The sequence below is a fragment of the Mesorhizobium sp. 01N446 genome (assembly GCF_056399285.1).
In genome coordinates this window covers 121,220-146,793 of record NZ_JBFTRA010000006.1, presented here as the reverse complement: position 1 = coordinate 146,793, position 25,574 = coordinate 121,220, and the positions used below count along the sequence as shown (strand labels likewise).

The 25,574-nt window shown below is 61.5% G+C and carries 26 protein-coding genes; 18 read left to right on the top strand and 8 right to left on the bottom strand.

Going from position 1 to position 25,574, the window contains the following annotated elements:
- Nucleotides 1-27 precede the first annotated feature (27 nt).
- The 10 genes from AC1DPX_RS22345 to AC1DPX_RS22300 all read left to right on the top strand — a co-directional run bounded on the left by AC1DPX_RS22345 (nt 28) and on the right by AC1DPX_RS22300 (nt 9,754).
- Nucleotides 28-795 carry an ATP-binding cassette domain-containing protein gene (locus tag AC1DPX_RS22345; RefSeq protein WP_477239638.1) on the top strand — a complete coding sequence of 256 codons (768 nt, stop codon included), beginning with the start codon at nt 28-30 and terminating at the stop codon, nt 793-795.
- Nucleotides 792-1,652, top strand: coding sequence for an ABC transporter permease (locus AC1DPX_RS22340; RefSeq protein ID WP_477239637.1), 861 nt, complete (start codon nt 792-794; stop codon nt 1,650-1,652). The genes AC1DPX_RS22345 and AC1DPX_RS22340 overlap by 4 nt, the downstream gene beginning before the upstream one ends.
- A 101-nt stretch (nt 1,653-1,753) precedes the next feature.
- A complete protein-coding gene (gene pqqB / locus AC1DPX_RS22335) occupies nt 1,754-2,677 on the top strand; it encodes a pyrroloquinoline quinone biosynthesis protein PqqB (RefSeq protein ID WP_477239636.1) in 924 nt (307 codons plus the stop codon).
- Nucleotides 2,674-3,435 (top strand): pyrroloquinoline-quinone synthase PqqC, encoded by a 762-nt coding sequence (pqqC, locus tag AC1DPX_RS22330; RefSeq protein WP_477239635.1) that lies wholly within the window; start codon nt 2,674-2,676, stop codon nt 3,433-3,435. Before pqqB ends, pqqC begins: the two co-directional genes overlap by 4 nt.
- Nucleotides 3,432-3,728: a pyrroloquinoline quinone biosynthesis peptide chaperone PqqD gene (pqqD, locus tag AC1DPX_RS22325; protein WP_477239634.1), complete on the top strand. Its 297-nt coding sequence runs from the start codon at nt 3,432-3,434 to the stop codon at nt 3,726-3,728. Before pqqC ends, pqqD begins: the two co-directional genes overlap by 4 nt.
- Nucleotides 3,725-4,813, top strand: coding sequence for a pyrroloquinoline quinone biosynthesis protein PqqE (pqqE, locus tag AC1DPX_RS22320; RefSeq protein ID WP_477239633.1), 1,089 nt, complete (start codon nt 3,725-3,727; stop codon nt 4,811-4,813). The genes pqqD and pqqE overlap by 4 nt, the downstream gene beginning before the upstream one ends.
- 362 nt (nt 4,814-5,175) lie before the next feature.
- On the top strand, nt 5,176-5,865 hold the full coding sequence (locus AC1DPX_RS22315; RefSeq protein ID WP_477239632.1) for a GntR family transcriptional regulator: 690 nt from the start codon (nt 5,176-5,178) through the stop codon (nt 5,863-5,865).
- Between the two features lie 106 nt (nt 5,866-5,971).
- Nucleotides 5,972-6,877 carry an NAD(P)-dependent oxidoreductase gene (locus AC1DPX_RS22310; RefSeq protein ID WP_477239631.1) on the top strand — a complete coding sequence of 302 codons (906 nt, stop codon included), beginning with the start codon at nt 5,972-5,974 and terminating at the stop codon, nt 6,875-6,877.
- A 59-nt stretch (nt 6,878-6,936) separates the two neighbouring features.
- Nucleotides 6,937-8,172 carry an alpha/beta fold hydrolase gene (locus tag AC1DPX_RS22305; RefSeq protein ID WP_477239630.1) on the top strand — a complete coding sequence of 412 codons (1,236 nt, stop codon included), beginning with the start codon at nt 6,937-6,939 and terminating at the stop codon, nt 8,170-8,172.
- A 706-nt stretch (nt 8,173-8,878) separates the two neighbouring features.
- Nucleotides 8,879-9,754: a SphA family protein gene (locus tag AC1DPX_RS22300; RefSeq protein WP_477239629.1), complete on the top strand. Its 876-nt coding sequence runs from the start codon at nt 8,879-8,881 to the stop codon at nt 9,752-9,754.
- 159 nt (nt 9,755-9,913) lie between these two features.
- Here the strand turns inward: AC1DPX_RS22300 and AC1DPX_RS22295 are convergent, their stop codons facing one another.
- From AC1DPX_RS22295 to AC1DPX_RS22285, 3 genes are all read right to left on the bottom strand, one after another.
- A complete protein-coding gene (locus tag AC1DPX_RS22295) occupies nt 9,914-10,585 on the bottom strand; it encodes a 4-carboxy-4-hydroxy-2-oxoadipate aldolase/oxaloacetate decarboxylase (protein ID WP_477239628.1) in 672 nt (223 codons plus the stop codon).
- Between the two features lie 67 nt (nt 10,586-10,652).
- Nucleotides 10,653-11,675, bottom strand: a complete 1,023-nt coding sequence (locus tag AC1DPX_RS22290) for an amidohydrolase family protein (RefSeq protein WP_477239627.1) — start codon at nt 11,673-11,675, stop codon at nt 10,653-10,655.
- A gap of 70 nt (nt 11,676-11,745) precedes the next feature.
- Nucleotides 11,746-12,855 (bottom strand): alcohol dehydrogenase catalytic domain-containing protein, encoded by a 1,110-nt coding sequence (locus AC1DPX_RS22285; protein ID WP_477239626.1) that lies wholly within the window; start codon nt 12,853-12,855, stop codon nt 11,746-11,748.
- Between the two features lie 228 nt (nt 12,856-13,083).
- Here AC1DPX_RS22285 and AC1DPX_RS22280 point away from each other — a divergent pair, with 228 nt between their 5' ends.
- On the top strand, nt 13,084-13,485 hold the full coding sequence (locus tag AC1DPX_RS22280; protein ID WP_477239625.1) for a DoxX family protein: 402 nt from the start codon (nt 13,084-13,086) through the stop codon (nt 13,483-13,485).
- 56 nt (nt 13,486-13,541) lie between these two features.
- Entirely contained in the window at nt 13,542-14,159 is a 618-nt protein-coding gene (locus tag AC1DPX_RS22275) for a TetR/AcrR family transcriptional regulator (RefSeq protein ID WP_477239624.1), read from the top strand.
- Between the two features lie 25 nt (nt 14,160-14,184).
- Here AC1DPX_RS22275 and AC1DPX_RS22270 read toward each other — a convergent pair whose 3' ends face one another.
- The 4 genes from AC1DPX_RS22270 to AC1DPX_RS22255 all read right to left on the bottom strand — a co-directional run bounded on the left by AC1DPX_RS22270 (nt 14,185) and on the right by AC1DPX_RS22255 (nt 18,049).
- A complete protein-coding gene (locus tag AC1DPX_RS22270) occupies nt 14,185-15,222 on the bottom strand; it encodes an Ldh family oxidoreductase (protein ID WP_477239623.1) in 1,038 nt (345 codons plus the stop codon).
- 32 nt (nt 15,223-15,254) lie between these two features.
- A complete protein-coding gene (locus tag AC1DPX_RS22265; protein WP_477239622.1) occupies nt 15,255-16,136 on the bottom strand; it encodes an alpha/beta hydrolase in 882 nt (293 codons plus the stop codon).
- 74 nt (nt 16,137-16,210) lie between these two features.
- Entirely contained in the window at nt 16,211-17,110 is a 900-nt protein-coding gene (locus AC1DPX_RS22260) for a VOC family protein (protein ID WP_477239621.1), read from the bottom strand.
- A 93-nt stretch (nt 17,111-17,203) separates the two neighbouring features.
- Complete coding sequence (locus tag AC1DPX_RS22255; protein WP_477239620.1) at nt 17,204-18,049, bottom strand: fumarylacetoacetate hydrolase family protein; 846 nt, start codon at nt 18,047-18,049, stop codon at nt 17,204-17,206.
- A 259-nt stretch (nt 18,050-18,308) separates the two neighbouring features.
- Between AC1DPX_RS22255 and AC1DPX_RS22250 the strand changes: the two genes are divergently transcribed.
- Nucleotides 18,309-19,463 carry an alcohol dehydrogenase catalytic domain-containing protein gene (locus tag AC1DPX_RS22250; RefSeq protein WP_477239825.1) on the top strand — a complete coding sequence of 385 codons (1,155 nt, stop codon included), beginning with the start codon at nt 18,309-18,311 and terminating at the stop codon, nt 19,461-19,463.
- A gap of 63 nt (nt 19,464-19,526) precedes the next feature.
- Nucleotides 19,527-20,069, top strand: coding sequence for a cupin domain-containing protein (locus tag AC1DPX_RS22245; RefSeq protein WP_477239619.1), 543 nt, complete (start codon nt 19,527-19,529; stop codon nt 20,067-20,069).
- 63 nt (nt 20,070-20,132) lie between these two features.
- On the opposite strand, the gene AC1DPX_RS22240 is transcribed toward AC1DPX_RS22245, so the two are convergent.
- Nucleotides 20,133-21,089 carry a LysR family transcriptional regulator gene (locus AC1DPX_RS22240; RefSeq protein WP_477239618.1) on the bottom strand — a complete coding sequence of 319 codons (957 nt, stop codon included), beginning with the start codon at nt 21,087-21,089 and terminating at the stop codon, nt 20,133-20,135.
- 101 nt (nt 21,090-21,190) lie between these two features.
- Between AC1DPX_RS22240 and AC1DPX_RS22235 the strand changes: the two genes are divergently transcribed.
- The 4 genes from AC1DPX_RS22235 (at nt 21,191) to AC1DPX_RS22220 (ending at nt 25,531) form a co-directional block, all read left to right on the top strand.
- Entirely contained in the window at nt 21,191-22,372 is a 1,182-nt protein-coding gene (locus tag AC1DPX_RS22235; RefSeq protein ID WP_477239617.1) for a cytochrome P450, read from the top strand.
- Between the two features lie 11 nt (nt 22,373-22,383).
- Nucleotides 22,384-22,701, top strand: coding sequence for a 2Fe-2S iron-sulfur cluster-binding protein (locus tag AC1DPX_RS22230; protein WP_477239616.1), 318 nt, complete (start codon nt 22,384-22,386; stop codon nt 22,699-22,701).
- Between the two features lie 15 nt (nt 22,702-22,716).
- Nucleotides 22,717-23,979, top strand: a complete 1,263-nt coding sequence (locus tag AC1DPX_RS22225) for an NAD(P)/FAD-dependent oxidoreductase (RefSeq protein ID WP_477239615.1) — start codon at nt 22,717-22,719, stop codon at nt 23,977-23,979.
- 343 nt (nt 23,980-24,322) lie between these two features.
- Nucleotides 24,323-25,531 (top strand): amino acid ABC transporter substrate-binding protein, encoded by a 1,209-nt coding sequence (locus AC1DPX_RS22220; RefSeq protein ID WP_477239614.1) that lies wholly within the window; start codon nt 24,323-24,325, stop codon nt 25,529-25,531.
- The last annotated feature ends 43 nt before the right edge of the window (nt 25,532-25,574 follow it).

Here is a 25,574-nt window from a genome sequence, read left to right as displayed (position 1 = left end):
ATTGATCTTGACTTTGTGGAGGTTCAGTTGACGCATGCCGCGGAACAGGTGTCAGCGCTGGAGGTTCGCTCCCTGAGCCACCTCTACGGCGCGAAATCCGTCTTGAACCAGGTGTCGTTTTCCGTTCCGCGAGGCAGTTTCACTGTGCTGCTCGGCCGCAACGGAGYTGGGAAGACGACTTTGTTTTCGTTAATAACAAGGTTGTTTTCGACCAGCCAGGATGCGATCCGCATCTTCGGCATCGATGTAAACAGGACACCGTCCGAGGCTCTGAAGCGTCTCGGCGTGGTTTTCCAGGCTCGGACGCTCGATCTCGATCTAACCGTTCGCCAGAACCTTGCCTATCACGCGTCGCTGCACGGGATCGGACCGGTCCACGCGAAGTCCCGCATTACCGAGCTTTTGCAAATTGTGGAAATGAGTGATCGCCGGAATGACAAGGCGCGCAGCCTGTCGGGTGGTCAGATGCGCCGTATCGAGATTGCTCGCGCCCTGCTGCATCGGCCGCCGCTGCTGTTGCTCGACGAGGCGACGGTCGGCCTGGACGTCCAGTCGCGTGCCGGCATCCTCGCAACGATCAGGCGTCTCGTGAAAGAAGACGATATCGGGGTGCTTTGGGCGACCCACCTGATTGACGAGGTGATTGAGAGCGACAGCGTCGTCATTCTGGAGAAGGGCGACGTCCTGGCCAAGGGCGCGGTTTTGGAGGTCGTTCGTCAATCGGGCAGCAAATCCATAGGGGAGACGTTCTCACAGTTGACCGGCATTTCTCAACCGCGGAGCGTGACGTCATGAACTCCCCGGTGTCTGTCGCCGCCCCGCAAGCCGGCGTAAGCGAGAGCTTCACGCCGCTGCAGTATTTCACTTGCCTGAAGGGAGTTTTGGTCCGCGAGTGGCTGCGCTTTCTGCATCAGCGTGAGCGTTTCGTCTCGTCCCTGGTGCGGCCTTTGCTCTGGCTCTTCATCTTCGCCGCCGGTTTCCGCCAGGTGCTGGGTGTGTCCATCATACCCCCATACAAGACGTACGTTCTCTACGAGGTCTATATCACCCCAGGTCTTTGCGGCATGATCCTGCTGTTCAGCGGTATGCAGACATCGCTGTCCATGGTCTACGACCGAGAAATGGGCAACATGCGCATCCTGCTCGTCAGCCCTTTTCCACGGTGGTTTCTCCTCATCTCGAAGCTGCTGGCCGGCGTTGCTGTCTCGATCGCACAGGTTTATGTCTTCCTGCTGGTGGCCTGGCTGTCAGGCGTCAAGGCACCACCCTGGGGATACCTTACCGTTCTTCCGAGCTTGTTGCTGGCCGGCCTGATGTTGGGCGCCCTCGGCATGCTGTTATCATCCGTGATAAAGCAGCTTGAGAACTTTGCCGGCGTGATGAATTTCGTGATTTTCCCGGCCTATTTCGCTTCAGCCGCCCTCTATCCGCTGTGGCGCGTTCAGGAAGCGAGTCCGCTGCTCTATAGAATCTGCCTGACCAATCCGTTCACCTATGCCGTGGAATTGATCCGCTTCTCCTTCTACGGCCAGATCGACTGGGTCTCCCTCGCGGCCGTTTTGGGTTTCACCGGCTTGTTTCTCGGTGGCGCTGTCGTTGCTTATGACCCAGTGCGCGGGCTGATGACGCGTAAGCATGAGGGAAATGGCTAGTCTTTTTTGCGTTGACGCAAAGTGAGACGACGCGCTAGTCTCGGCAGACAATCAGACGATCGTACAAATGACGGTTAGCGACGCCTCTGGAAGGTTGACGAATGCGTGCCAAGGTAATCGGATCCGCCGCGGGGGGCGGTGTTCCGCAATGGAATTGCAGATACGATTTCAGCCAACGGGCGCGTGAAGGCGATCCAGCCGTTGCGGCCCGCACGCAAACCAGCCTTGCCGTCTCGGCGGACGGGACCGATTGGCTGCTGCTGGATGCCTCACCCGACATCAGGCAACAAGTCGCCGAGAACATGGAACTGTGGCCTGCGGCAACGGGTGCTCCGCGCTCGACGCCGATCGCAGCGATCGTAATCACCAGCGCCGAGGTCGATCATGTCGCTGGGCTGCTCAGCCTCCGCGAACGGCAAGCATTCAATTTGTACGCCACGGAGCAGACGCTGGCGACGCTCGAGGCGAACGCGATTTTTTCCGTTCTCGATCCTGTCCTGGTCAAGCGGATTCCCCTGCCGTTGGGCAGCCCGGTCGAAATCATGGGGCCGGATGGGCCTCTCGGGCTGACTGTGCAGGCTTATGCGGTGGCCGGAAAAGTAGCCCTGTATCTGGAGGGCCAAGCTGCCGATGGTGAATTTGCGTCCGACGACGGCACGATAGGCGTCCGTGTCAGCAGCGGCGAGAAAGTCATCCACTATGTCCCCGGATGTGCTCATATCGACGATCAATTGAGGGCCAGGATCGACGGCGCCCAATGCCTGTTCTTCGATGGCACGGTCTATACGGACACCGAGCTTTTCGACGCCGGCGTTGGATCCAAGACCGGGCGGCGCATGGGCCATCAACCGATGTCTGGCGCGGATGGGTCAATCGCGGCGCTGGCAGCGACGCCGCTAGGCCGGCGCATTTTCCTGCACATCAACAACACCAACCCTGTTCTTGCAGCTGATTCATCAGCGCGCGCCGCCGTTGGTTCGGCCGGTTGGGAGGTCGCCCACGACGGAATGGAGATCGTGCTGTGAACACGCATCCCACCATTGGGCTTCAACTGCTGTCCGCAGCGGAACTGGAAAACATCTTCCACGAAATAGGGCGCGAGCGTTACCACATCAGGCACCCGTTCCATCGGTTGATGGTATCTGGAGCTCTCAGCAAAGGGCAAATGCAAGCTTGGGCCTTGAACCGCTACTGTTATCAGGCGGTCATTCCCCGCAAGGACGCGATCATTCTCTCCCGGTCGCAAGACAGGGAATTCCGGGTTGCCTGGCGGGCACGAATCTTCGACCACGATGGTGCGAGCGGGCAGGAGGGTGGCCTGGAGCGCTGGATGGGGCTGGCGACCGCCTTGGGTCTCGACGATCCGGCGGTGAGGTCGGAAGCGCTCGCGCTGCCGGCCACACGCTTCGCCGTCGGAGCCTATGTCTCACTTGCGCGAGATTGCTCCTTGCTGGAGGCGGTCGCCTCGTCGCTTACCGAGCTCTTCTCGCCCGCGGTGATTGCGGAGCGCGTACCCGCAATCCTGGCCAAATACGACTACATCACCGAAGATACACTCTCCTATTTCAAGCCGCGCCTTCACCAGGCACCACGTGATGCCGAATTCGCGCTGGCATACGTCAAAGAGCATGCGACCACGATCGAGATGCAGACCAAGGTGATTTCCGCGCTTGTTGCCAAGTGCGATATCCTGTGGTCGATGCTCGACGCGCTTTATTTTGCCTATGTCGATCCGGGCTTTATTCCGCCTGGTGCGTTTGTACCGGCGGATCACCCGGTATGAGCGACGCGCGGCAGCGAACTGTTATTGATGGTGGATCACGGCCTCGTCTGCCGCGACATGTTCGCCTCAAGTTTGATCAGTTGCGGGTCCGCTATGCCGTGCTGTCGCCGGAAAAGGTCTTTTGGCCTGACGATACAGCTCTCGAAATCCTGCAGCTTGTCGACGGCACACGCACTGTCGCCGACATCGTCGACACCCTTTGCACCACCTACGACGCGCCACAGGAGGCGATAGCCAGTGACACCATCGAGTTCCTTCAGGATTGGTGCGACCAGTTGTTGATCCGCGCATGACGGCACCAGGCCCTCCCATAGGCATGTTGGCGGAGTTGACCCATCGATGCCCTCTGCAGTGCCCTTACTGCTCCAATCCCTTGGAACTTCTGAAGGCAAATTCCGAACTCACCACGGAGGAATGGTGCTCGACATTCGAGCAAGCCGCCGAGATCGGGGTGCTGCAKGTCCATTTGTCCGGCGGTGAGCCGACCCTTCGGTCCGATCTCGAACAGATGGTTGGAGTGCTGGCAAAGCGTGGCGTTTACTCCAACCTGATTACGGCCGGTGTGACGCTCACAGCTGACCGGATACGGGCGCTCGCGGAGAGCGGCCTGGATCATGTGCAGCTCAGCTTTCAGGGAGCGTGCGCCGAAACCACCGATCGAATTGGGAAAATGCGGGGCGCCCACGCAAAGAAGCTGAGGACAGCTGAATTCGTTCGGGAAGCCGGCCTTCCGCTTACGGTCAATGCTCCCATCCACCGCGACAATATTCATGAAGTTCCGGATTTCATCGAATTGGCGCTTGCGCTTGGTGCGGAGCGCCTGGAGATCGCAAACACGCAGTACTACGGCTGGGCATTGCTCAACCGCGATCGTCTGATGCCGGATCGGGATACTGCGCTGCGTATGGCCGATTACGTCCAGCAAGAGCGCGCACGGTTGGTAGGGGTGCTTTCAATCGACTTTGTCACACCGGACTACTATGCCGAATTCCCCAAACCGTGCATGGGCGGATGGGCGCGTGATGCCTTCATGATCACCCCGGACGGGAAGGTGATGCCTTGTCATGCGGCGGCCACCATTCCGCATCTGACGTTCGACAATGTTCGAGATGTTGCCTTGGGCCGAATCTGGGAAGAGTCCATTGCCTTCAACGCCTATCGCGGCACAACTTGGATGCAGGAGCCCTGCCGAAGCTGCGAGCGGCGCGAGATCGATTTTGGCGGCTGTCGCTGCCAGGCACTGGCGATCACTGGAGAGGCTGGCGCGACGGATCCAGCCTGCTCACGCTCGCTGCATCATCAACGCATGCTTGCCATAGCTGAATCTGCTTCCGCCGCCGGCGGAAAGGGTGACTACAAGTACAGGCGGATTTCCTAGCCGATTCCATACCGCCAGCCGCCCATGGAGCCAGTGGTGCGCCAGGCGCGCGCCGTCTATGGGTCGGCATGTCCCATTGTTTTGGCGACGCACGAGGCCGCAACGAGCAGAGGTGCTTGCGCGACGAACTGGGGGCATCGCGATCTGGCAAGCTTGGCGCGCTGCGCGTTAGCAGGCTTTGTGCCAAGGCACGGCGTTACGATAAATCTCTCCCATTGGCCTGCGCATTCCGAAGGCGCCGGTTGATGGAATCCTCAAAGGCTTGTATGATTGTCGCACAGGTTGTTCGACTCATCGCGCTGCGAAGATCTTATCGCGCGAAACAAGTCTCTCCCAAAAGCAATTGCTCACGGATTTTTGCAATGAACGAACATGATCTTCATATCCCGAAGCAAAGCGCCACACTTCGCATGGCGGTCGAGGAAAAGATTCGGCAAGCCATCGTTTCGGGCGTGTTCAAACCCGGCCAGCGTCTTGTCGAACGGGAACTCTGCGAGATGATCGGCGTCGGAAGGACCTCGATCCGTGAAGCTCTACGGCAGTTGGAAGCCGAAGGGCTGATCACGACCTATCCGCACCGCGGGCCAGTCGTGAGTGCGATCACCTATGAGGAGGCTGAACAACTCTACAAGGTTCGCGCGTTGCTTGAAAGTTTCTCCGGCCAGGAGATGGCTGAGAAGGGCTCGCTCGAAGACATTGCCAAGTTGGAAGCGGCGGCATTGGCGTTCGATCAGGCAGCGCGCGAGAGTGACAAGACGGTTCTGATTGAAGCCAAGACACGGTTCTACGGCTGTCTTATGGATGGCGGTGGCAACATGTTCGTCCGCCAGATGCTGACACTGCTGCACAACCGGGTCACGATTCTTCGCGTAACCTCGATGACCCAGCCGGGACGGCTGCAGCACAGCCTTGAGGAAATCAAGGATATCGTTGCCGCCATAAAAGAGCGCAATGGTCCGCGCGCAGCGGCTGCCTGCAAATACCACATCGAGATGGCATCCAAGACCGCGCTGGAATATCTGCGCAAGCTTCCTCCGTCGACCGAAGCATAGAGCTCGACATTTCCGCTTCGCGAATGCGAGGCTTGAATTGTCAGATTGTCTGAGACATAGTCTCCTTCACGGYGCGGCCTGTCGCTGCCCGTGAGAGGAGTGAATTGTGACCCAGCAACCGCAAGCACGCACCCTAGCCTTTATCGGCCTTGGTCAAATGGGACTGCCGATGGCGCGAAGGCTGCTCTCGGCTGGGCATGCCGTCCGAGGCTTTGACGTATCGAGCGAAGCCAGGGCGACCCTTGCGCAGGCAGGCGGGGTGCCTTGCGCTTCGGCCGCTGAGGCGGCGTCTGGTGCCGACGAGGTCATAACGATGTTGCCGAGTGGCGCAATCGTGCGCGCAGCGCTTTTGGGCGACAATGGAGCGCTCCTCTCGCTAGCCCAAGGCGGGCTCGTCGTTGACATGAGTTCCTCGGCGCCCACGGATACTGTCGCGCTGGACAAGGATTTGCGGAGCCGCGGCTATCGGCTCGTCGATGCGCCGGTTTCAGGCGGCGTTCGGCGCGCCATCGACGGGTCGTTGACGATCATGGCGGGTGGCATCGCGGACGACATCGAGGATGCGCGTCCGTTGCTGGAAGTGATGGGATCGAAGATATTCAAGACTGGCGGGCCTGGTACTGGTCACGCGATGAAGGCCTTGAACAACTATGTATCCGCCGCAGGTGCTGTCGCCGCCATGGAAGCGGTCATCGTCGGCAGCCGGTTTGGCCTTGATGCAGAAACGATGGTTGACATACTGAATGTGTCGACGGGCCGAAACAACACGACCGAGACCAAGCTGAAGCAGTTCGTGCTTTCGGAAACCTGGGGTTCGGGGTTCGCCCTGGCGCTCATGGCGAAGGATGTCGGCATAGCGGCCGGGCTTTCACGCGCCCTCGATCTCGAAACCCCCGGGTTGGCGTCCGCAGCTCTCCTCTGGGGCAAGGCCGCGCAGGCGCTCGGGCAGGGCGCGGATCATACCGAAATCATGCGCTTCCTCCAAAGTCAGTCGCGCGGCGTCGATGACTGATTGGGGTGTCCGGCAGCGCATACTCCGGCTGACACGAATCCATGGAATATGAGGCTACGATGTCGACGACCACTGATGACCTGCGCCGCAGGATGACCTCCGCTCTTCAGGATGGCGAACTCGTCCGTCTTTCTCCGGGTCTTGAGACGGCAGTCGTGATAGCCGTCGGCGGGGAACAGTTCAGTCTGGTTTTCCGTGACGGGGGCGCCTTTCTCGAAGCGGAAAAGACTGCTGAACTTCGTCTTTCCGCATCGGATGACGCGTGGGCGCTTACGCTCTCGTCGCCGCCGCCGCCGCGATATCACGCCTTTACGGCCTTCCAGCTTGCAAACGAGGAATTCAGCTTTGCTGGCGATCCCAAGTTATGGGCGCAGGCGCGTCCTGCGCTGGAGCGCCTGTTCGAACTCGTGGTTGCCTGTCCACCTCACGCAGCACCGTTCGTCCAGCGAGACCTTTCCCATATCTCCGGCCGCTACGAGACCATCCATGTCGAAGGGATCGCATACGACGTGTTTTGCGAGGAAGCGGGCCAGGGCATTCCTGTGTTGTTTCTCCATACGGCTGGCGCGGACGGGAGGCAGTATCTCGGCCAACTCGCCGATCTGGAACTGGCCAAACGCTTCCGTCTGATTGCGGTCGACATGCCCTTCCATGGCCGATCCCTGCCACCGCGTACCTGGCAGGGGAACCCCTACAAACTGACCACCGAACTTTATCGGAGCTGGTGTTCGGCGATCCTCGACAAGGTCGTTGGCGAACCCGCGATCGTGGTTGGTGGGTCGATGGGCGCGGCGATCGCAATGGTGCTTGCAGCCGACTGTGCCGAGAAGGTGCGCGGCATCGTCGCGGTCGAACCGCCTTACCGCTCCAAGGGACGGCGCAACCCGTACCAAAATCATGTTGAGGTCAATGGCGGCTTGCACAATTCGAGCTTCGTGCGGGGACTGATGAGCCCAACCAGTCCCGAGGCGGACCGGCGCAGGGCAAGCTGGATCTACGCGCAGGCGGCTCCCGGCATCTACAACGGCGATCTGTCGTTCTACAGCGACGAGTTCGATGGCGAACTGGTCGCGCCGCGCATCGACAGTGCGCGGACACCGGTCGCTCTTCTGTCTGGAACATACGACTATTCAGCCACTCCGGAAGACGGGGCTCGGCTGGCGAAGTTGATCCCGGGCTCCCTGTTCGTGACGATGGATGGCCTGGGGCATTTCCCGATGTGCGAACATCCCGATCTCTTCCGTGGGTATCTCCTTCAAGCTCTCGATTTCATTCTCAAGGCGGGCAGGCACTAGCCAGCCCAATTGGTAACCGACTGTCCTTACGCTGTCCGTAGTATCCTACCCGCCCCGTCGGAAGCGATAGCGGCTCACACACACCAGGCCGAAGGGTGGTGAAGTCGGGGTATTCGACGTCATGATCAGCTGCCTGGTTCGTGTCAGGTGCATTGGCCGGGCTCTATGGCGAGCAATCGCGTGAAGGGATGTTCCCGGCCGAAAGCTGAGCGATTTGGGCTGCTTCAAATCTAGCGATGGAGGCGCGCGCAACCGTCCCGGCTATCGAACCCGAGACGGCAGTTGCAAGTTAAAATACCACGTGGTATCTAAAGTACTTATGGTATCTCAGCGATGTTGGAGATGCTGATCCGAGGGGAGGAATCAGTGATCAATCCGAAGTACGGCTCCACAAGTTAATTCGGGGCGCCACGGGCGCCGCAGCGATCAAAGTCGTCCAGTCGAACCGGAAGGGGATCGCATTTGCCGATCGCTCGAGGGTTTTGGTTTCGGCGGCCGACAGTCGTTGCCGGTCGTAGCTCCAGGGGACGAAGGTTCTTTTTGAACGGCAAAAAATGACAGCAGCAGGGACATCAAGTTCCGGCTGGCGGTGAAACTTTGTCTGGCGCCTGCCTTCTGAAGCGCGGCCATTCGCAACATCTACCAGGGGAGGAAAAATATGGTTCTATCGATGAGGAATGGCCTGAGCGTCGGGGCGGGAATGCTCATGACGGTCGTTGCAGCGCACCAGACGGCCAGCGCTGCGGAAAACGGCCTGACGCACTATCCCGTGGGCGTCAACACCATCCTTCCAGGCATCCTGCCAGCGCCGGGCGACACCGAAGTCTACAGCTATACCAAGTACTATCAGTCCACGCGACTCAATGGCGCGAACGGACAGTCGATCGACCCCACATTCGATCTGAGCGTCCTGGCCGAGGCGGTCAAGGCTGTTCATACATGGGACTATACCGTTGGCCCGTTCACCCTTTCCTCATCCGTGATCGTACCCTTTACCTACGTCAATATCACGGCGTTCGGCTCCCGCGGTACCAGCTTTGGCATGGGCGATCCGGTGATCTCTCCAGTCTACCTCGGTTACGCCAGCCCTGACCACAAGTTTTTCTCCTTCATCGGCGTGGATATTTATGTGCCGCTCGGAAAATACGACAAGAACGACATAGCCAATAATGGTCTCAACTACTGGACCGTCTCACCTAGCATCAACGTGACCTATATGCCGACGCCGCAATGGGAGATCTCGGGCACGGCGCTTCTCGAATTCAACTCGGAAAATCCAGCAACCAACTATCGTTCAGGCACGGATTTCATTTTCGATGGCGCGATTGGCTACTATCCCATGCCGCAGACAATGCCCAAGCTGAAGGTCTCGCTGCAGGGCTATGCGCTGCAGCAACTGAGCGATGACACGCAAAACGGCGTCTCTGTCGGAGGCAGGGACCACGCATTCGGCATCGGTCCACAGGTTTCGTACGACATCATTCCAGGCGGTGGGCTGGTGCTGAAATACCAGCGCGACTTCGACGCCAGAAATCGCCCCGAAGGCGACAGTGCATGGCTTCAGTTTGCGATGCCCTTCTAGACAGAGAATCTTGCGGACCGGGCGTGAACCCTGCGCAGCAAAGCCGCGCAGGGGGCTCCCGTTGCTCCGAAATGTTCTAGTGACGAAACAACGTTCGGCAGGGTCGCACAGGCGCGCTGCATCGCCTGCTCGTCGGTTGCGCAACCGGCTAGACGAACCCTATTCGTAGATGAGGCCCTTGCGCTGCAAGCGCTGGCGCATGTCGTTGACGTCGAGACTCAACTTGCCCGCGGCATAGAGGCCTCGCTTTTCTTCTTCCATCGACTCGCGCTTGCGGGCGATTTCGAGGATCTTTGCAGCGGATTCGCGCGGCACGACGCACACGCCGTCGTCATCGGCCACGATCACGTCGCCCGGCCGGATGTGGGCACCGGCGCAGACGATCGGCACCTGGACGTTGCCGAGCGTCTCCTTGACGGTTCCCTGTGCGCTGATCGCCTTTGACCAGACCGGAAAAGCCATGGAACGCAGGGTCGAGACATCGCGCACGCCCGCATCGATGATCAGGCCCCTGATGCCTTGCGCCTTAGCCGACTCGGCCAGCAGGTCGCCGAAATAGCCATCCTCGCAAGGCGAGGTCGGGGTGACGACAAGGATGTCTCCCGGCCTTGCCTGTTCCAGCGCGACATGGATCATCCAGTTGTCGCCCGGCGCGACTTCGCAGGTCAGCGCGTTCCCTCCGATCCTCGCGCCGTCGTAGATCGGCCGCAGCCGAGTGGCGAGCAGGCCTGTCCGGCCCTGTGCCTCGTGGACCGTGGCCACGCCAAGCTGGCCAAGGGCCTCGCAGGTCTCGATCGGTGTGCGCTCGGTTCTCGTGACGACTCTGGCCATGGTTTTTCTCCTGGAAAGATGAGGTGCCGCGTTTGGCCCCACGTCCGAAGGGTGCTCACTGGGTGGCCTAGCGCCCTTGCGCCTTCAGCCGCCTGTCGAGCCTCGGATAGACCTTGCGGGCATTGTCCTCGAACACGGCCTTCCGCTCTGCCTCGCCGAGCGAAAGCGCCTCGATGTAGCGCCGCGTGTCGTCGAAGCTGAAGCCGGTCTCTGGGTCGATGGCCTTGACCGCTCCGAGCAACTCGGACCCAAACAGGATATTGCCCGGGCCAACGACGCGAAGCAGCGTGTCGATGCCTGCCTGGTGATAGACGCAGCTGTCGAAGTACACGTTGCGCAGCAGATGCTCGCCCAGTCCGGGCCTGTCCAGCATCATCGCCAGGCCGCGATAGCGACCCCAGTGATAGGGCGCCGCACCGCCGCCGTGCGGAATGATCAGCTTGAGATCGGGAAACGCGCTGAACAGGTCGCCCTGGATCAACTGCATGAACACCGCGGTGTCCGCGTTGATGTAATGCGCGCCGGTCGTATGCAAGCATAGGCTGCAGGAACCGGAGACATGGATCATGGCCGGCACCTGCAGCTCGACCAGCTTTTCGAAGAGCGGATACCAGTAGCGGTCGTGGATCGGCGGCGCCGACCAGAAGCCGCCGGACGGATCGGGATTGAGGTTGCAGCCGACGAAGCCGAGTTCGACGACGCAGCGCTCAAGTTCTGCAAGGACCGGTTTCAGGTCGCCGCTCATCGATTGCGGCAGCTGGCAAACGCCGGCGAAGTTGGAAGGGAACATGTCGACGATACGGGCGATCAAGTCGTTGGAGATGCGCGACCACTCGGCATTGGCGTCGGCGTCGCCGAAATGGTGGCCCATGCCCGAAGCCCGCGGCGACAGGATGGTCAGGTCCGTGCCTCGCTCGCGCTGCAGGCGCAATTGGTTCTGTTCGATCGTTGCCCTCAGCACCTCGTCTGCAATGCCGGGATAGGCGGGCATTGCGTCCCGCGTGCCCTCGACGAACTCGACCTGAGCCTTGCGAAAGGCATGATGGTCCTGCGGCTCGCTCGTGTAGTGGCCGTGGCAGTCAATGATCATTTCGGTTCTCTTCGCGACGCGATCCGGTAAGCGTCGGACTCTGAGGTCCGCCGATGCCGATTTGCTGTGCCTACGGTTCGAGCACGTAGTTGGTGAAGCCGCCGTCACCGGAAGCGACGCCGTTGATGGCCTCGTTGATCTGCTCGAGGGGATACGTCCTGGCCTCCAGCACCGAGAGATCGATCGTGCCGGAACGAACCATCTCGGCGATCTCCATGCCCTCGGCCGTGGTCAGCCAGGCCGAGCCGATCAACTCCATCGAATTGTCCATCCACCACTTGGTGTTGAACAGCATGTCGCTGCCAGTGCCGCCGATGTTGACGATGCGGCCGCCGCGCCTGACGCCCATCATGGCGTCCTTCATGGCATTGACGTCGGCGACCGCGCCCAAGCAGTCGAGCATGAAGTCGGCGCCAAGTCCGTCGGTCTGCGAGCGGACCCAGTCTGCGACCTTGCCGTCCTGATTGGAGAAGGTCTGGATCCGGTTCGGGGCAAGCTGTTTCAGCCGCTCGAGCAGGGGCTTGCCGCGGGCCACCGCGTAGACCGTCGAGACGCCCATGGCGAGTGCGAAGAGGGTGGCGCCGACACCCAGCGTACCCGTCGCGCCGTTGACGATCAGCGACTTGCCGGTCGGTATGCCGAACTTCTTGATCGCGGAATAGGAGGTGCCGAGGTAACCCATACGGGCGGCCTGCGGAAAAGTCATGTTACCGGGGATCTTGACGATCGCATTCTGCGGCGCGCGCATGAACTGGGCGAAGCCGCCTCCTGGATAACGTTTGTAGATTTCAAGGCTGTTCGTGTTGAAGCCGAAATAGCCATTGAAGGTGAAGTACTCGCACTTGGCCTGATGGCCGCTGACGCAGGCATGGCATGCGCCGCAGGAGCGCAGCGGATTAACGTAGACGCGGTCGCCGGGCTTGATCGCCACGACCTGGTCGCCGACCTGGTGCACGATGCCCGCAGGGTCGAGGCCGAAGATTGCCGGCTTCATCGGCAGCGGCTGATGCGGATACCAGGTTTCCCAGTTGTTCAGCACGTTTGCGAGGTTGGGCACCATCCCGCAGGCCTTGACCTCGACGACCACATCCGTGCCGGACGCCACCGGCTTCGCCACGTCTTCGACACGCATCGGCTCGTTCACGGCATGCAGCCGCGCCGCCCGCATCATGATCGTCATCGTCTTTTCCTCCCAATATGTCGGTTCGGGAGACGCCTCATTGACATTCCCATTGGACTACAGATACCGTATAGTATCTGGATTGGATGACGCAAGAGCGATTTTCACTGACGACAGCATTTGCAGGAGATCTCGGCGCACACTGTGCCGGTTGCGATCCTGCGACGACCTTTCGCCGCACGAAACTTTCGATCGCTGAGCGTCGCTCCATCCAGCCAATAAGGGCAGATGACGGCATCGACGGCTCGTTCATCGTCCTACAGGGAGGGATCAGTGCCGGAGTTTACGCTAACGCCAATCGATCTGCTGCGCATTCTTTGTGGGCTCTGGTTTCTTCCGCATCTGGTCGGAAAGATCAGGAACTTCGAAAAGGCGACGAAGACGTTCGAGGCCGCTGGGCTGAAGCCCGGAAAGCCCTTCATCGTGTTGACACTTGCGCTGGAGTTTCTTGCCGCCGTTGGAATGGTGTTCAACATCCATCCGCGCTGGGCCGCAGCATGCGCCGTGGCTGTCTTGCTGGGGGCGGCCTTTGCGGTGCTGCGCATCAATGGCCCGCGCTGGCGCTGGCAGCTGATGGGTCCCGAATACCCGATTTTCTGGGCGCTTGCCTGTGTTGTTTCGGCCTTCTAACCTTTGCGCGATTCGGATACCAAAGGTATCCTGATAGTGGACTGGAAGGACAGCAGATGGCACGACTGACACGCGAACAGAGCCAGGCTCTGACCCGCGAGAAGCTTTTGCTGTCGGCCAGCGAGGTCGTGGCGCGTGACGGCTACTCGGGTGCGACCATCGAACGCATCGCGGAAGAAGCCGGATATTCGAAGGGCGCCTTCTATTCGAACTTCGCCACAAAGGAAGAGATATTCCTTCAACTGCTCGAGCGCCATGCCGGCGGCGACGTGGTCGAGCTTACTGGCCTTCTCGATGGCCATGATGACCCGAAAGAGATCATCGACGCGATGTGCAATTGGGCCAACCAGCGAGCGAAGGACAAGCGGTGGGGAACGCTTGCCATCGACCTACTGCGGATCGCCCGCCGGGACAACACACTGGAAGAGCGGCATCTGCGCCTGTTCAAGGACCAGTGGGTGGGTCTGGGCAAGTTGCTGTCCGGAAAGCTTTTCCCCTACGGCGGTTCCGATATCGAACCACTCTACGTCGGCGGCGTGGTTCTGGAACTCATTTACGGCGGCCTCTCCAGTTTCATGAAGGACGACTCGCCGGGCGAAATGGTGAGGGCCACGCTCACCTCGATGCACGAGGCGCATCTCTACAGGCACATGAAGCAGCCGGCCGCCCGTTGACGGCGCCTGCGGCTGTCGCGCGGCGTCACTGCAGGAAAGCCGGCACCGCGAGCCCCAGCCGAACGGCCGCATCGGCTAGATTCCCCGCAGTGCCCTTTGCCAGCGGGATGCCATTGGCCATGCGCTCTCGCTTGGTCTGAAAGCCGCGTTCGCCGGGTAGTCTCACGCCATCGGAGCCGGCTGCCGGATCGAGCGTATGGATCGCGCCGGCGAGGCTTTCGACCGAGGCGAGAAAGGACGGTGTGTCGCCGAAGGCCGCCGGATTGATGGCAAGCATGAGGCCATTGAAGCCGCCTTTCTTCTCGCCCCGCAGGAACGGCGCGATGATGGCGTTGCCCACCAGCACGCTCGACAGAACTTCGATCATCAACGACAGGCCGGATCCCTTTGGGCCGGCCATGGGCAGTATGGCTGCCACCTTATGCGGATCCTGCGTTTCGACGCCGTTGGCGTCGATCGCCCAGCCCTTGGGGATCGGGTTGCAGGAATCCTTCGCAGCCATGATCTTGCCGAGTGCGACAGCGGCCGTCGACATGTCGAGCACGATCGGATCGGCGCCATCAGGCCGCGGAACGGCGACCGACAGGGGGTTCGTCGACAGGGCCTCGCCCTTGGCGCCGAAGTAGCTCATGAGCGGCCGCGACGCGGTCATGGCGATGCCGATCAGGCCGCGGCCGGCCAGTTGGGTGGTGAAGTAACCGATTGCGCCGGCATGCGATATCGCGCGGGCGCCGCACCAGCCGATACCGAACGTTTCCGCCAGATCGCCGGCCTTGCCAGCCGCGTGCATCATGGCGACGGCGCCCGGCGCCTTGCCGTAGTCGAAGACACAGGTCGCTCCGAATTCCCGGATCAGCTTCGGCTGTTGCCCGGTCCGGACGACAGCCGTCTTGATCATCTCGATGTAGCGCGGGATCCTGAGAACACCGTGCGACTCCGCGCCGCGCAGATTGGCCCACACCAGCAGCCGTGCGGTCTGTGCCGCCTCGTCCGGCGTGTAACCGGCGGCGTGCAGGAGCGCAGCGGCAAAATCGGTCAGTTCGGTTTCCTGGGCGACGGGCATGCCTGATGTCTCCTGGTCTGGCTGCGCTGACCTCAAGCGGCCGGGGTCGCCGGGAAGAATTTGTCGAGCCAGCCCTTGATCATCACCTTGGTGCGCGGCGCGTCCTCCGGGGCGAGCGGGAAGTGGGCAGTGCCCGTGATCAGCATCAGCTCGGCTGGCTGCCCCGCCTTCTCGAACAGGCGGATGGACTGTTCGGTCGGCGTGATGATGTCGTCGGCGGTGTGGAAGAACAGGGCCGGCCGCGGCGCGATGTTGGCCACCACGTCATCCGCCCTGAAGTTCATCATGCTCCATGCCGTCTCGGTAGGGATTTCCATGATCGCCTTGGGCGACAGGTTCTTGCGCAATTTTTCCGGAATCGGCACGGCGTCGAAGCGCGAGATCCACAGGCTCTCGCCCGTCGTGCGTTTGTGCTCGCGTCCCTTCTCGAGCAGGCCCATGAACCGCTCCCAGGCCTCGGGCGTCGGGTGCTGGCCACGGAACTTCCGTTCACCGTGACCCCAGCCGCATGAGGAGATGACGCAGGCGAACCGCTCGTCGACCCCGGCCGTATAGACCGAAACCGCGGCGCCGAAGCTGTGGCCGGTGATACCAATTCGCTTCGTGTCGATCTCGGGACGTTTGGCGAGGAAGGTCAGCGCGTTCTTTGCGTCAGCGACCTGATCGAAGCAGCGCACCTGGGCGCGCTCGCCCTCGCTCTCGCCACAGCAGCGGAAGTCGAAGCGCAGCGCGGCATAGCCGAACGCCTCCATCATCTCCGCCTGGATTTGGGCGTGCGACTCGTCCTTGGAACCGACGAAGCCGTGGCAGACGATGAACGCCGGCAGCTTCTGTCCCGGACGGTGACTGTCGGGAATGTGCAGAATGGCCGACAGTTTCAGGCCGTCGGATTCGAAGGTCAGTTTTTCCTGCATGGCAATCTCCTATCGGAAGCAGCGGCCCCACTCGGTCGAGCTGCTTTGCCTCCTTGCGCCGAAGCGCGACCTGATCAGTTGACCCTGGCGAAGGGAAAATGGTGCTCGCGCCATTCCTGGGGGGCGGGAGACCCCCAGACATTCATCTGGCGGACGTTTCCCGGGCGCTCCAGATTGGTGATGACGTTCGGCACGAAGTGGGCATCGTCGGCGACCGTGTGCATGGCGCCGGAGCACTCGACCATCGCTCCGCTGGCATCCAGGTAGTAGGCGTAGGTGTTGTCGCCCGGACGATGGCGGCCCGGCCCCCAAAGGACCTGGCGGTCGAACCCGTCGAGAATGTCGCCGAGCCGGCAGTAGTCGCTGAAGTGGCTGAATTCGAAGGAATAGTGGTGAAGCCCGATCGGGCCCTTCACCAGACCCAGGATGTGATGCTGGCGGTTGCCGCCATGCATCCAGCTCAGCGCTTCGTTGACCATGCGCTCGGTGAGCTGCATGCCGCAGATCGCGGAAAGCTGCCGCCTTGTGACGACCGGGTCGGGCGTGATGAGATTGATGTGGTCGAGCCGCCGCGGCTTGATGCCGTTAGTCGGGTAGCGCGGATTGTACATGTCGTCGCGCGCCGGGGTATGAACCTCGAAGCGCAGTCCTTCAGGCGTTGCGAAGGTCACGCCGGCATCGCAGCAGGCCAGGCTGGGTTCGCGCGAAAGAATCCGGCAGCCGGCGCCCTCCACACGCGAGGCGGCTTCCACGACAGCCTCGGCGGTCAGGGCTTCGAGCCCGATCGTGTGGCAGGAATTCTCATCGGATTGGAGAAGCACGAGTTCGGCCTTGCGGCCGTTGGAGCTTAGCCATGTCTCGCCCGCCGGCTGCCTGGTGACGCGCAGCCCGAGAATCTCCGTCGAGTCATGGATCACGGCCCCTACGTCACGGACATTCAGCTTTATGTGACCGACCCCATACACCAGGTGCATCACTATCCTCCTCTTGCGGTCGCAGCATGGCCTTGGCGACCTCCTTAGAGCAAACTCGGCTTGACGGCAACAATTTTCGAAAAAAAGATATTATTACGAAATCTCTTCCGAATTGTCCGCGACCACTGTGTTTCGCAGCGTTCCAATACCCAGGATCTCGATCTCGACCTCATCGCCAGGGAATAGGAACTCCGGCGGATTGCGGCTTGCGCCGAAGCCCGACGGCGTGCCCGAAACAATAACGTCGCCAGGGTCGAGTGGAGCGAAAGTCGAGATGTAGGAGATCAGCCAGGGGATGTCGAAGATCATGCGGTCGATCGCGATCGACTGCTTGGTGACGCCGTTGACCCGGCTCTCCAGAAAGAGCCGCGCCGGGTCCGGGATCTCGCGCGTACAGACCATCCAGGGGCCGAACGCGCCGCTTTGATGGAAATTCTTGCCGGGCGTGAACTGGCTCGAGTGTTTCTGCCAGTCGCGCACGCTCCCCTCGTTGAAGCATGCATAGCCGGCGACGTAAGCCATCGCTTCGGCGCGCGCTATCTTGTGCGCGCGGCGCCCGATGATCACCGCCAGCTCGCCCTCGAAATCCAGCTTCTCGGAAACTGCCGGTTTCAGGATGGAACTGCCGTGTCCTGTCTGGGCTTCGGCGTGACGCGTGAAAAGGAGCGGGAACTCAGGCACGGGCTTGCCGTCCTCATGGAAGTTCGTGGCCACGCAGAAGATCTTGCCCGGGTTGGGGATCGGAGGGAGCAGGCTGACTTCGGCCAGCCGCACGACTTCGAGATCGCGCCCGCTGGGCGCGAGGTTGGGAAACCGGCTGCCGAGATAGGCCTTGAGATCCGGCGGCGCCCCGGGACCGGAATCCAGGCGCAGGATCGTTTCATCTTCGACGATTCCATAGCCGGCACCGGAGCGATCAACGAAAGAAGCGAATTTCAAAGGCTCACCCATTTGGGACGTGCCATGAAGGCAGGCACCTCTGGCCCAGAGTAGATCGGATTTTCGAAAATGCGCAAGCCATCGGAAGGCGGGGCAAAGCGAACCGATCCCAAAAAGGAATTGGCCTGATCATTGGTTGGGAACATGGTGCTCGATTTCGTTCGTCAAAGTTACGAAAAATGATTGATATTTCGAAAAAAATGTGCGACCACCGACTTGGCCTCGGGAGGAGGCCCAGGTGTGCGCCGAAAAGCTCGGCATGCACTGGTTCGAGCGAACGGGAGGTATCGACGTGACAGCAATTCCGCAGACGATGAAGGCCGCACGCATGCACGAGATCGGCGGCCAGCTGATGATCGAGGAAGTGCCGGTCCCAAAGCTTGGCTCGATGGATGTTCTCGTGCGAGTCCGCTCGTGCGGCATCGTTCCGAACCTGGCCAACATCCTGGCGATGTGGCCGACCTGGTTCCCCCACATGCCGCAACCGCCGCTGCCGGCGATCTTCGGCCTCGACCCGGCCGGTGAGATCGCGGCGGTTGGCAGCCAGGTCCATAATCTGAAGCCCGGCGATCGCGTCTATGTCAATCCGGGGCGCTCCTGCGGTTCTTGCCGCCATTGCCGGCGCGGCGACACCATCTCCTGCCGCCACTACGCCTTCCAGGGCTATTTCGGCTTCAGCCACGACGCCCTGCAGACATTCGAAGACTACGCGGTCGGCGGCATTTCCGAGTACATGGCGGCGCCGGCATCGGCGATCGTGTCGCTTCCCGACAACATGAGCTTCGACCAGGCGGCACGGCTCGGCTACATGGGCACCGGCTATTCCGCCCTGAAGAAGGCGCAGGTCGGCCCCGGCGACACGGTTCTTGTCAACGGTATCTCCGGCACGCTCGGCATAGCGATCGCGGTGTTCGGTCCGTCCTTCGGGGTCAAGAAGATTCTCGGCACCGGTCGCGACAGGAAGCTGCTGAAGGAGATCGAAGCGCTCGCCCCCGGCATCATCGAGACGCATTCGCTGGAGGACGGAATGCCCGACGAATGGGCCCGTTCCAGGACGGCGCATGGCGAGGGGGTCGATGCCTTCATCGATTGCAACGGTCCCGGCACGTCGCATGAGCCCTTCCTGGCGGGCCTCAAGGCACTGCGCCGCGGCGGTATCGCCGTCGACATCGGCGCCGTCATGGGAGCGGTTTCCATCGACGTGCACACAATGATGGATCGCAACCAGCGGCTGATTGGTTCGGCATGGCTGACGACCTCGGAGGGCCAGGAAATGGCTGACCTCGTCGGGATCGGCAAGGTCGACCTGGGCCTTCTGGAAACCCATTCGACACCGATGGAGAAGGTCAACGAGGCGATTTCGGGCATCGCCGTGCGTCATGGCGGCTTCTCGAATTTTGTGATCCATCCATAGTTGAATGCATCATAGTATGCTGATACCGAATGGTATTCGAATTTGTTCAGGGAGGATAGAAACATGAGCACTCGCCGCGTCGTCACCGGAAAGAACGCCGCAGGAAAATCGGTATTCATCAGCGACGGCACCTCGCCGCGCGAGATGGCGCTGCAGCACACGCCCGGTTTCGTTTCTGCCCCGCAGTGGAAGGTCGACGGGACACCGGATCTGGCCAAACGGGATGGTGCCGATCCGATGGCGAGCGAGGGCACGATGCTGGCTTCGGTCGGGGGATCGGTGTTCTGGATGATCACCTTTCCACCGGATAGCGTGATGATGTCGCCCGACTGGAAGCCTGAATTGGCGGGTCCGGAGCATCTGAAGGCCGCGCCCGGTATCGCCGAGTGTTTCGAGATGGACAGTCCCGGCATGCACCAGACGCCGACGGTCGACTACGTGACCGTCGTCAAGGGCCGGCTTGTCCTCGAACTCGACGACGGCAAGACCGTTGAGCTGAAGCAGGGCGATACGGTCGTGCAGCAGGGCGCGCGTCATGCCTGGCGCAATCCCTTCAACGAGCCCGTGACGGTCTCGGTCGTCATGCTCGGCGCGAAGGCGGCATAGGCCGCGTCGCATACCCCGCCCACCGGCACTCCGTTGGGCGGCGCCAATTTTTTCGCGCCGGGCCTACTGTCGGCCCGGTAGGTGGTCGCCTCTTCCTGCCTCGTGGTCGTCCCCGCCGCCGAGGTTTTTCTCGGCGACCTCGGCCAGTATCTGGCGGGCCCAGCGGTGCAGTCCGGAGTGGTGCGTACGCTCGGTCCAGTAGATGTCGACCTGGATGAAGACCTCCATCGGGAAAGGGCGCAAAGCGAGCCTGTCAGACAGGCGCCGCGCCAGCCGATACGGGATTGTCGCCACCAGTTCCGAGCCTGGAATAAGCCGCTCCAATATGTCGTGGCTCGACACGGTGACCTCCGGCTCCATCTCGATGCCCTTTGCGCGCAACGCGGCGAAATAGAGCGCCTCCCAGCGTCCGTTGTGCGTGACCGCGACATGCCGCGAGCCGCAGTAGCGGTCGAGCGTCAGCTCTCCCCCCGCCAGCGGGTGCGCCGGGTCCATGACGCAGGCGTAGTGATCGGTGAACAGTTTCCTGCGGTAGTAGATGTCGCCGAGGATCGCGACCGGGCCAAGCACGATGTCGCATGTGTTCTGCTTCAACTGCTGCTTGCCGTCGACAGCGGATTCGAAGATGTGGATCGTCGCTTTCGGCGCTTCCTTCTGTGCCCGGCGCACGAAGTCGGGGATGACGAACATGCGCTCATGGTGGTTACAGGAGACCGTCACGCTTCCCTCGGCCGTGGCCGGGTCAAAACCCGACGGCGAAGAAAGTGCGGCCATCTGCTCAAGGATGCCGCGCGCCTGCTGGGCGAGCTGTTCGCCTTTATCGGTTGCCACGATCGAATTGCCCTGGCGGACGAACAGCGGATCGTTGAAGGCATTTCGCAGCCGCTTGATGGCGTAGCTTATGGTGGACTGGTTGACGCCGAGCAGTAGCGAGGCGTCGGAAAACGAGGCGCGGTCCTGCACTGCGACAAGCGTCTGCAGCGTGGCGAGGTCTACACTGGCAAGTTCGTCGGAGAGCATGACCGTCACCTCCATGCAAATTTTCGATGACCTCTATCTAACCCATCGCATTGCTGAATACACGTCGATTTCGTACCTCGTCTGCCGACAGGGAGGAAATCATGAGCGAAGCGGTGAAAGTGGTCGACGACGTTGCGTTCGAAGAGCTGCTGGCCAATCCGTATCCGGTCTTCAAGCGCGTTCGCGACCTCGGGCCGGTCGTCAAGGTCGAGGCGGCGAACATCATGATGGTGACGCGCTTCGACGACATCATGGCAATCGAACGCGACCCCGAGACGTTTTCCTCCATCAATCCGCAGTCGCTGCTGAACACCGTGATCGGGCCGAACCTGATGCGCAAGGACGGCGAGGACCATGCCCACGAAAGGGCGGCGATGGATCCGAGCCTGCGTCCCGGTATCGTCAAGCGGTGCTGGGCCGAGCCCATGCAGGCCATCTGCGGCGACGTCATCTCGCAGATCGAGCACAAGGGTGAGGCCGAGCTTTTCGAGGACCTCGCCGCGCCGATCGCGGCGCGCGCGCTGGCCGACATATTGGGTTTCGACGGCGTCGACTGGCGCACGATGGCACTGTGGTCGCAATCGCTCATCGACGGTTCCGGCAACTATTCGCACAACCCGGAAATCGCGCGCAAGGCGAAGGAGGCAGCCAGCGGCGTCGAGAGCGCCGTCGACAGGATGCTGCCCCATCATCGTGAAAATCCAAATCCTTCGATGCTGTCATCAATGCTCCAGGCTGATCCTGCGCAGACGGTCGAGCAGATCTACGCCAACATCAAGGTCGCGATCGGCGGCGGGCTGAACGAGACCCGGGACTCGATCCTGACACTGATCCTGGGCCTGCTGCAGAACCCGGACCAGCTCGCACGCGTTCGCGCCGAGCCTTCTCTCTGGGGGCAGGCATTCGAAGAAGCCGTGCGCTGGATCTCGCCGATCGGCATGTATCCTCGCCGCTTGACCCGCGATGTCGAGATCTCGGGCACGCTGGTCCACAAGGGCGAGCAGGTGGGTCTGTGCGTCGGCGCCGCCAACCATGACGACCGCCGTTTCAGCGATCCGGAGAAGTTCGATGTCTTCCGGGAAAAGAAATCCCACCTGGCGTTCGGCGCCGGATCGCATTTCTGCGCCGGCACTTGGGTGTCGCGCGCGCTGGTGAGCCAGATCGCCGTGCCGATGGTGTTCGAGCGGCTGCGCAATCTCCGGCTCAAGGATCCGGAACTCGTCCGCGTTCGTGGCTGGGTGTTTCGTGGCCCCACGCACATGCCTGTTGTCTGGGACGCTTGAGGGAGAGAGTCATGCCAACAATCAGGTTCCTTTCCGCGGACGGTGCGGAGCTCACCGTTGAGGCCCAGAACGGCCGCACCTTGATGGAAACCGCGCTTCAACACAGCGTTCCGGGCATCATCGCCGAATGTAATGGCTCGGCGGCCTGCGCCACATGTCATGTCGTGCTTCCCGAGGAAATCATGGTGGCGCTCGGACCGATCAGCGAGCATGAAAACGACATGCTGGACTTCGCCGACGCGCCGCGCGAACCCGGAAGCCGGCTGAGCTGCCAGATCAAGGTCAGCGACGCGCTGGACAATATTTCCGTCCGCGTTCCGACCGCCTAGCGGTTGAGCCTGATCATGTCCCTTGACGCCGATCATCCCGCCGCGGCCAAGCCTGGCAGCGAAAGCAGCATCGTTATCGTCGGTGCCGGACAGGCCGGCCTGTCCACGGCCGAGAAGCTGCGGGCAAACGGCTTTTCGGGATCGATCACTCTGATCGGCGAGGAGCCGGATGCTCCCTACCAGCGTCCCCCGCTGTCGAAGGCTTATCTTCTCGGCGAACTCGAGCGCGACCGGCTGAAGCTGAAAGCGGAGGACTGGTACGCAAAGAACCGGATCGCGTTGCGATTGGGAACGCGCGTTGCATCCATCGAGCGTGCACGGCGGCGCGTGTGTCTGGCAGATGGCGCCATGCTTGACTACGATCGGCTGGTGCTCGCAACCGGCGCGACCGCCCGAAAGTTGCCGCCGGCGATCGCGCGCGGCCTTGCGGGCGTCTTCACTATCCGCACGCTCGCCGACATCGATGCATTGCGGCCGACGCTCGAAAACCACGGCAAGCTCCTTGTCATCGGCGGCGGCTACATCGGGCTTGAGATCGCCGCCGTCGCATGCGGGCTCGGCATGATGGTGGATGTGGTGGAAGCCGCCGATCGCCCGCTCGCCCGGGTGGCCTCGGCGCAAACGGCTGAGGCAGTCGCAGCGCTCCACCGCTCCAGGGGCGTGACCTTTCATCTCGGCAAGGCGGTGAGCGAGTTGCTCGGCGCGGACCGCGTTGCCGCCGCCAGGCTCGGCGACGGCACGATCGTCCAGGCCGACGTCGTCGTGGCGGGAATCGGCGGCATGCCGGAAACGGCGCTGGCGGCTGAGGCAGGTCTCGCCATCGACAACGGCATCGCCGCCGACGCCTATGGGCGCACGGACGACGCGTTCATCTGGGCCGCAGGCGATTGCGCGAATTTTTCCTTGCCCGAAGGCGGGCTGCGGATGGAGAGCGTCGGCAACGCCATCGACAGCGCCGACCTGGTCGCCCGCAACATCATGGGCGCGCTTCAGCCCTACAGGCCGAAGCCGTGGTTCTGGTCCGATCAGTTCGATCTCAAGTTGCAGATCGCCGGCCTGTCCAGGCCGGACGATACGGTGGTTATCAGGCAGGGCGCGGGACCAGGTCGTTCGCATTGGTACTACCGCGAAGGGCAGCTCGTGGCGGTCGATGGGCTGAATGCGCCGCGCGACTACCTGATCGGCAAGCGCCTGCTCGCCATGTCGGCCAGCCCCGATCCCGCTCAGGTCGCGGATCCGGTGCTGGCACTCGAGGCTCTGGCCAATGCCGCGAAATGAGGCTGTGCGTGTCGCCTGCGGCGGACAAACAGGACAAACCGGCAGGCTTCTCTCGGTGTTGACATTCGTAAGAGTATTTGCATACTATAAAGTATCTTAAATGATGCAGTGCGGAACCGGTTTTCCGCAGTGCGACCAAATCAGCTACGTTCGGGGGCCCACGTCGGCACCCGAGACCGTCACGAATATCGTCACTACGAGAAAATAACGAAAATACGGAAGTTTACGAAATTCGCTGGATCATCGGAGGAAAATGGCCTAAGCAATTTCGCTAGGGGATCGGTCGACCAACTCGCTGGGAGGCGAGGGGAGGCCAACAAAACCAGACCTGGGAGGAATTTCGATGTTGCGACGCAGTTTCAACGCACTCATGCTTTCGGCGGCCCTGGCAGCCGGCACGTTCAGCACGGCCTTTGCGCAGGACCCGGTCAGGATCGGGGTGAGCGCATCCAAGACAGGACCGCTTGCGGGGGGCGCGTCAGGTGTGCTCTGGCCCAACATCAAGCTGTGGGCCGAGAAGGTGAACAAGGCCGGTGGCCTCAAGGTCGGCGATCAGATGCGGCCGATCGAGATCGTCGAATATGACGACAAGTCGTCGCCGGAAGAGGCGGTCAAGAACATCCAGCGTCTCGCCACCCAGGACCAGGTCGACCTGATCATCCCGCCCTATTCGACAGGCCTCAATCTCGCGACCGCTCCGTTGATCGCGAAATATGGCTACCCGCAGATCGTCTCCACCGGCAATGCCAACGATCTCGATCAATTCGTCAAGCGCTGGCCGAACACCTTCTGGCTGCTCGGCCCGGCGCAGGGCATCGCCAACGGCATAGTCGGCACGCTCAAGGATCTGCGCGACGCCGGCAAGATCGGCAACCGGGTCGCGGTGGTCAACGTTTCGGATGCCTTTGGCCTCGAGATGATCAAGACCGGCAAGCCCGCACTCAAGGAGGCCGGCTTCGATATCGTCTACGAGACCTCCTATCCGCTCGGCAATCAGGACGTCGCTCCGGTGATCGCCAGCGCCAAGGAGGCCAACCCAGACGCCTTCATCGCCTATTCCTATCCGCCGGACAGCTTCGCTCTCACCGAGCAGGCGCAGGTGCAGAAGTTCGACGTCAAGGCGTTCTTCGTCAGCGTCGGCGGCAATCTCGACGAATATGGAAAGCGCTTTGGCGCCGCTGCCAACGGCATCCTGATCATGGGCGGCGTCAATGCGAGCGATCCCGTCTTCCAGGCCTATCGCAAGGAGCATATCGCGGTGACCGGCCAGGAAGCCGACTGGTGGGCGAGCCCGGTGGCCTATGCCAGCCTGGAGATCCTGCAGCAGGCCGTCGAGCGGGTCGGCAGCCTGGACAAGCAAGCGCTCAACAAGGAAATCCAGTCGGGTACCTTCAAGACCGTGCTCGGCGATATCCACTTCGAAAACAACATCAACAACAACAACTGGACGGTGGGCCAGTGGAGCGATGGCGTCGTGCACGGCGTCAGGGCGACAGGGAATATCCAGGGCGCGCAGCCGCCGGTGCTCAAGCCCGCCTGGCCCAGCAACTGATCCGATCCTCCCCAGGGGCCTGGCGTCCTCATGACGCCAGGCC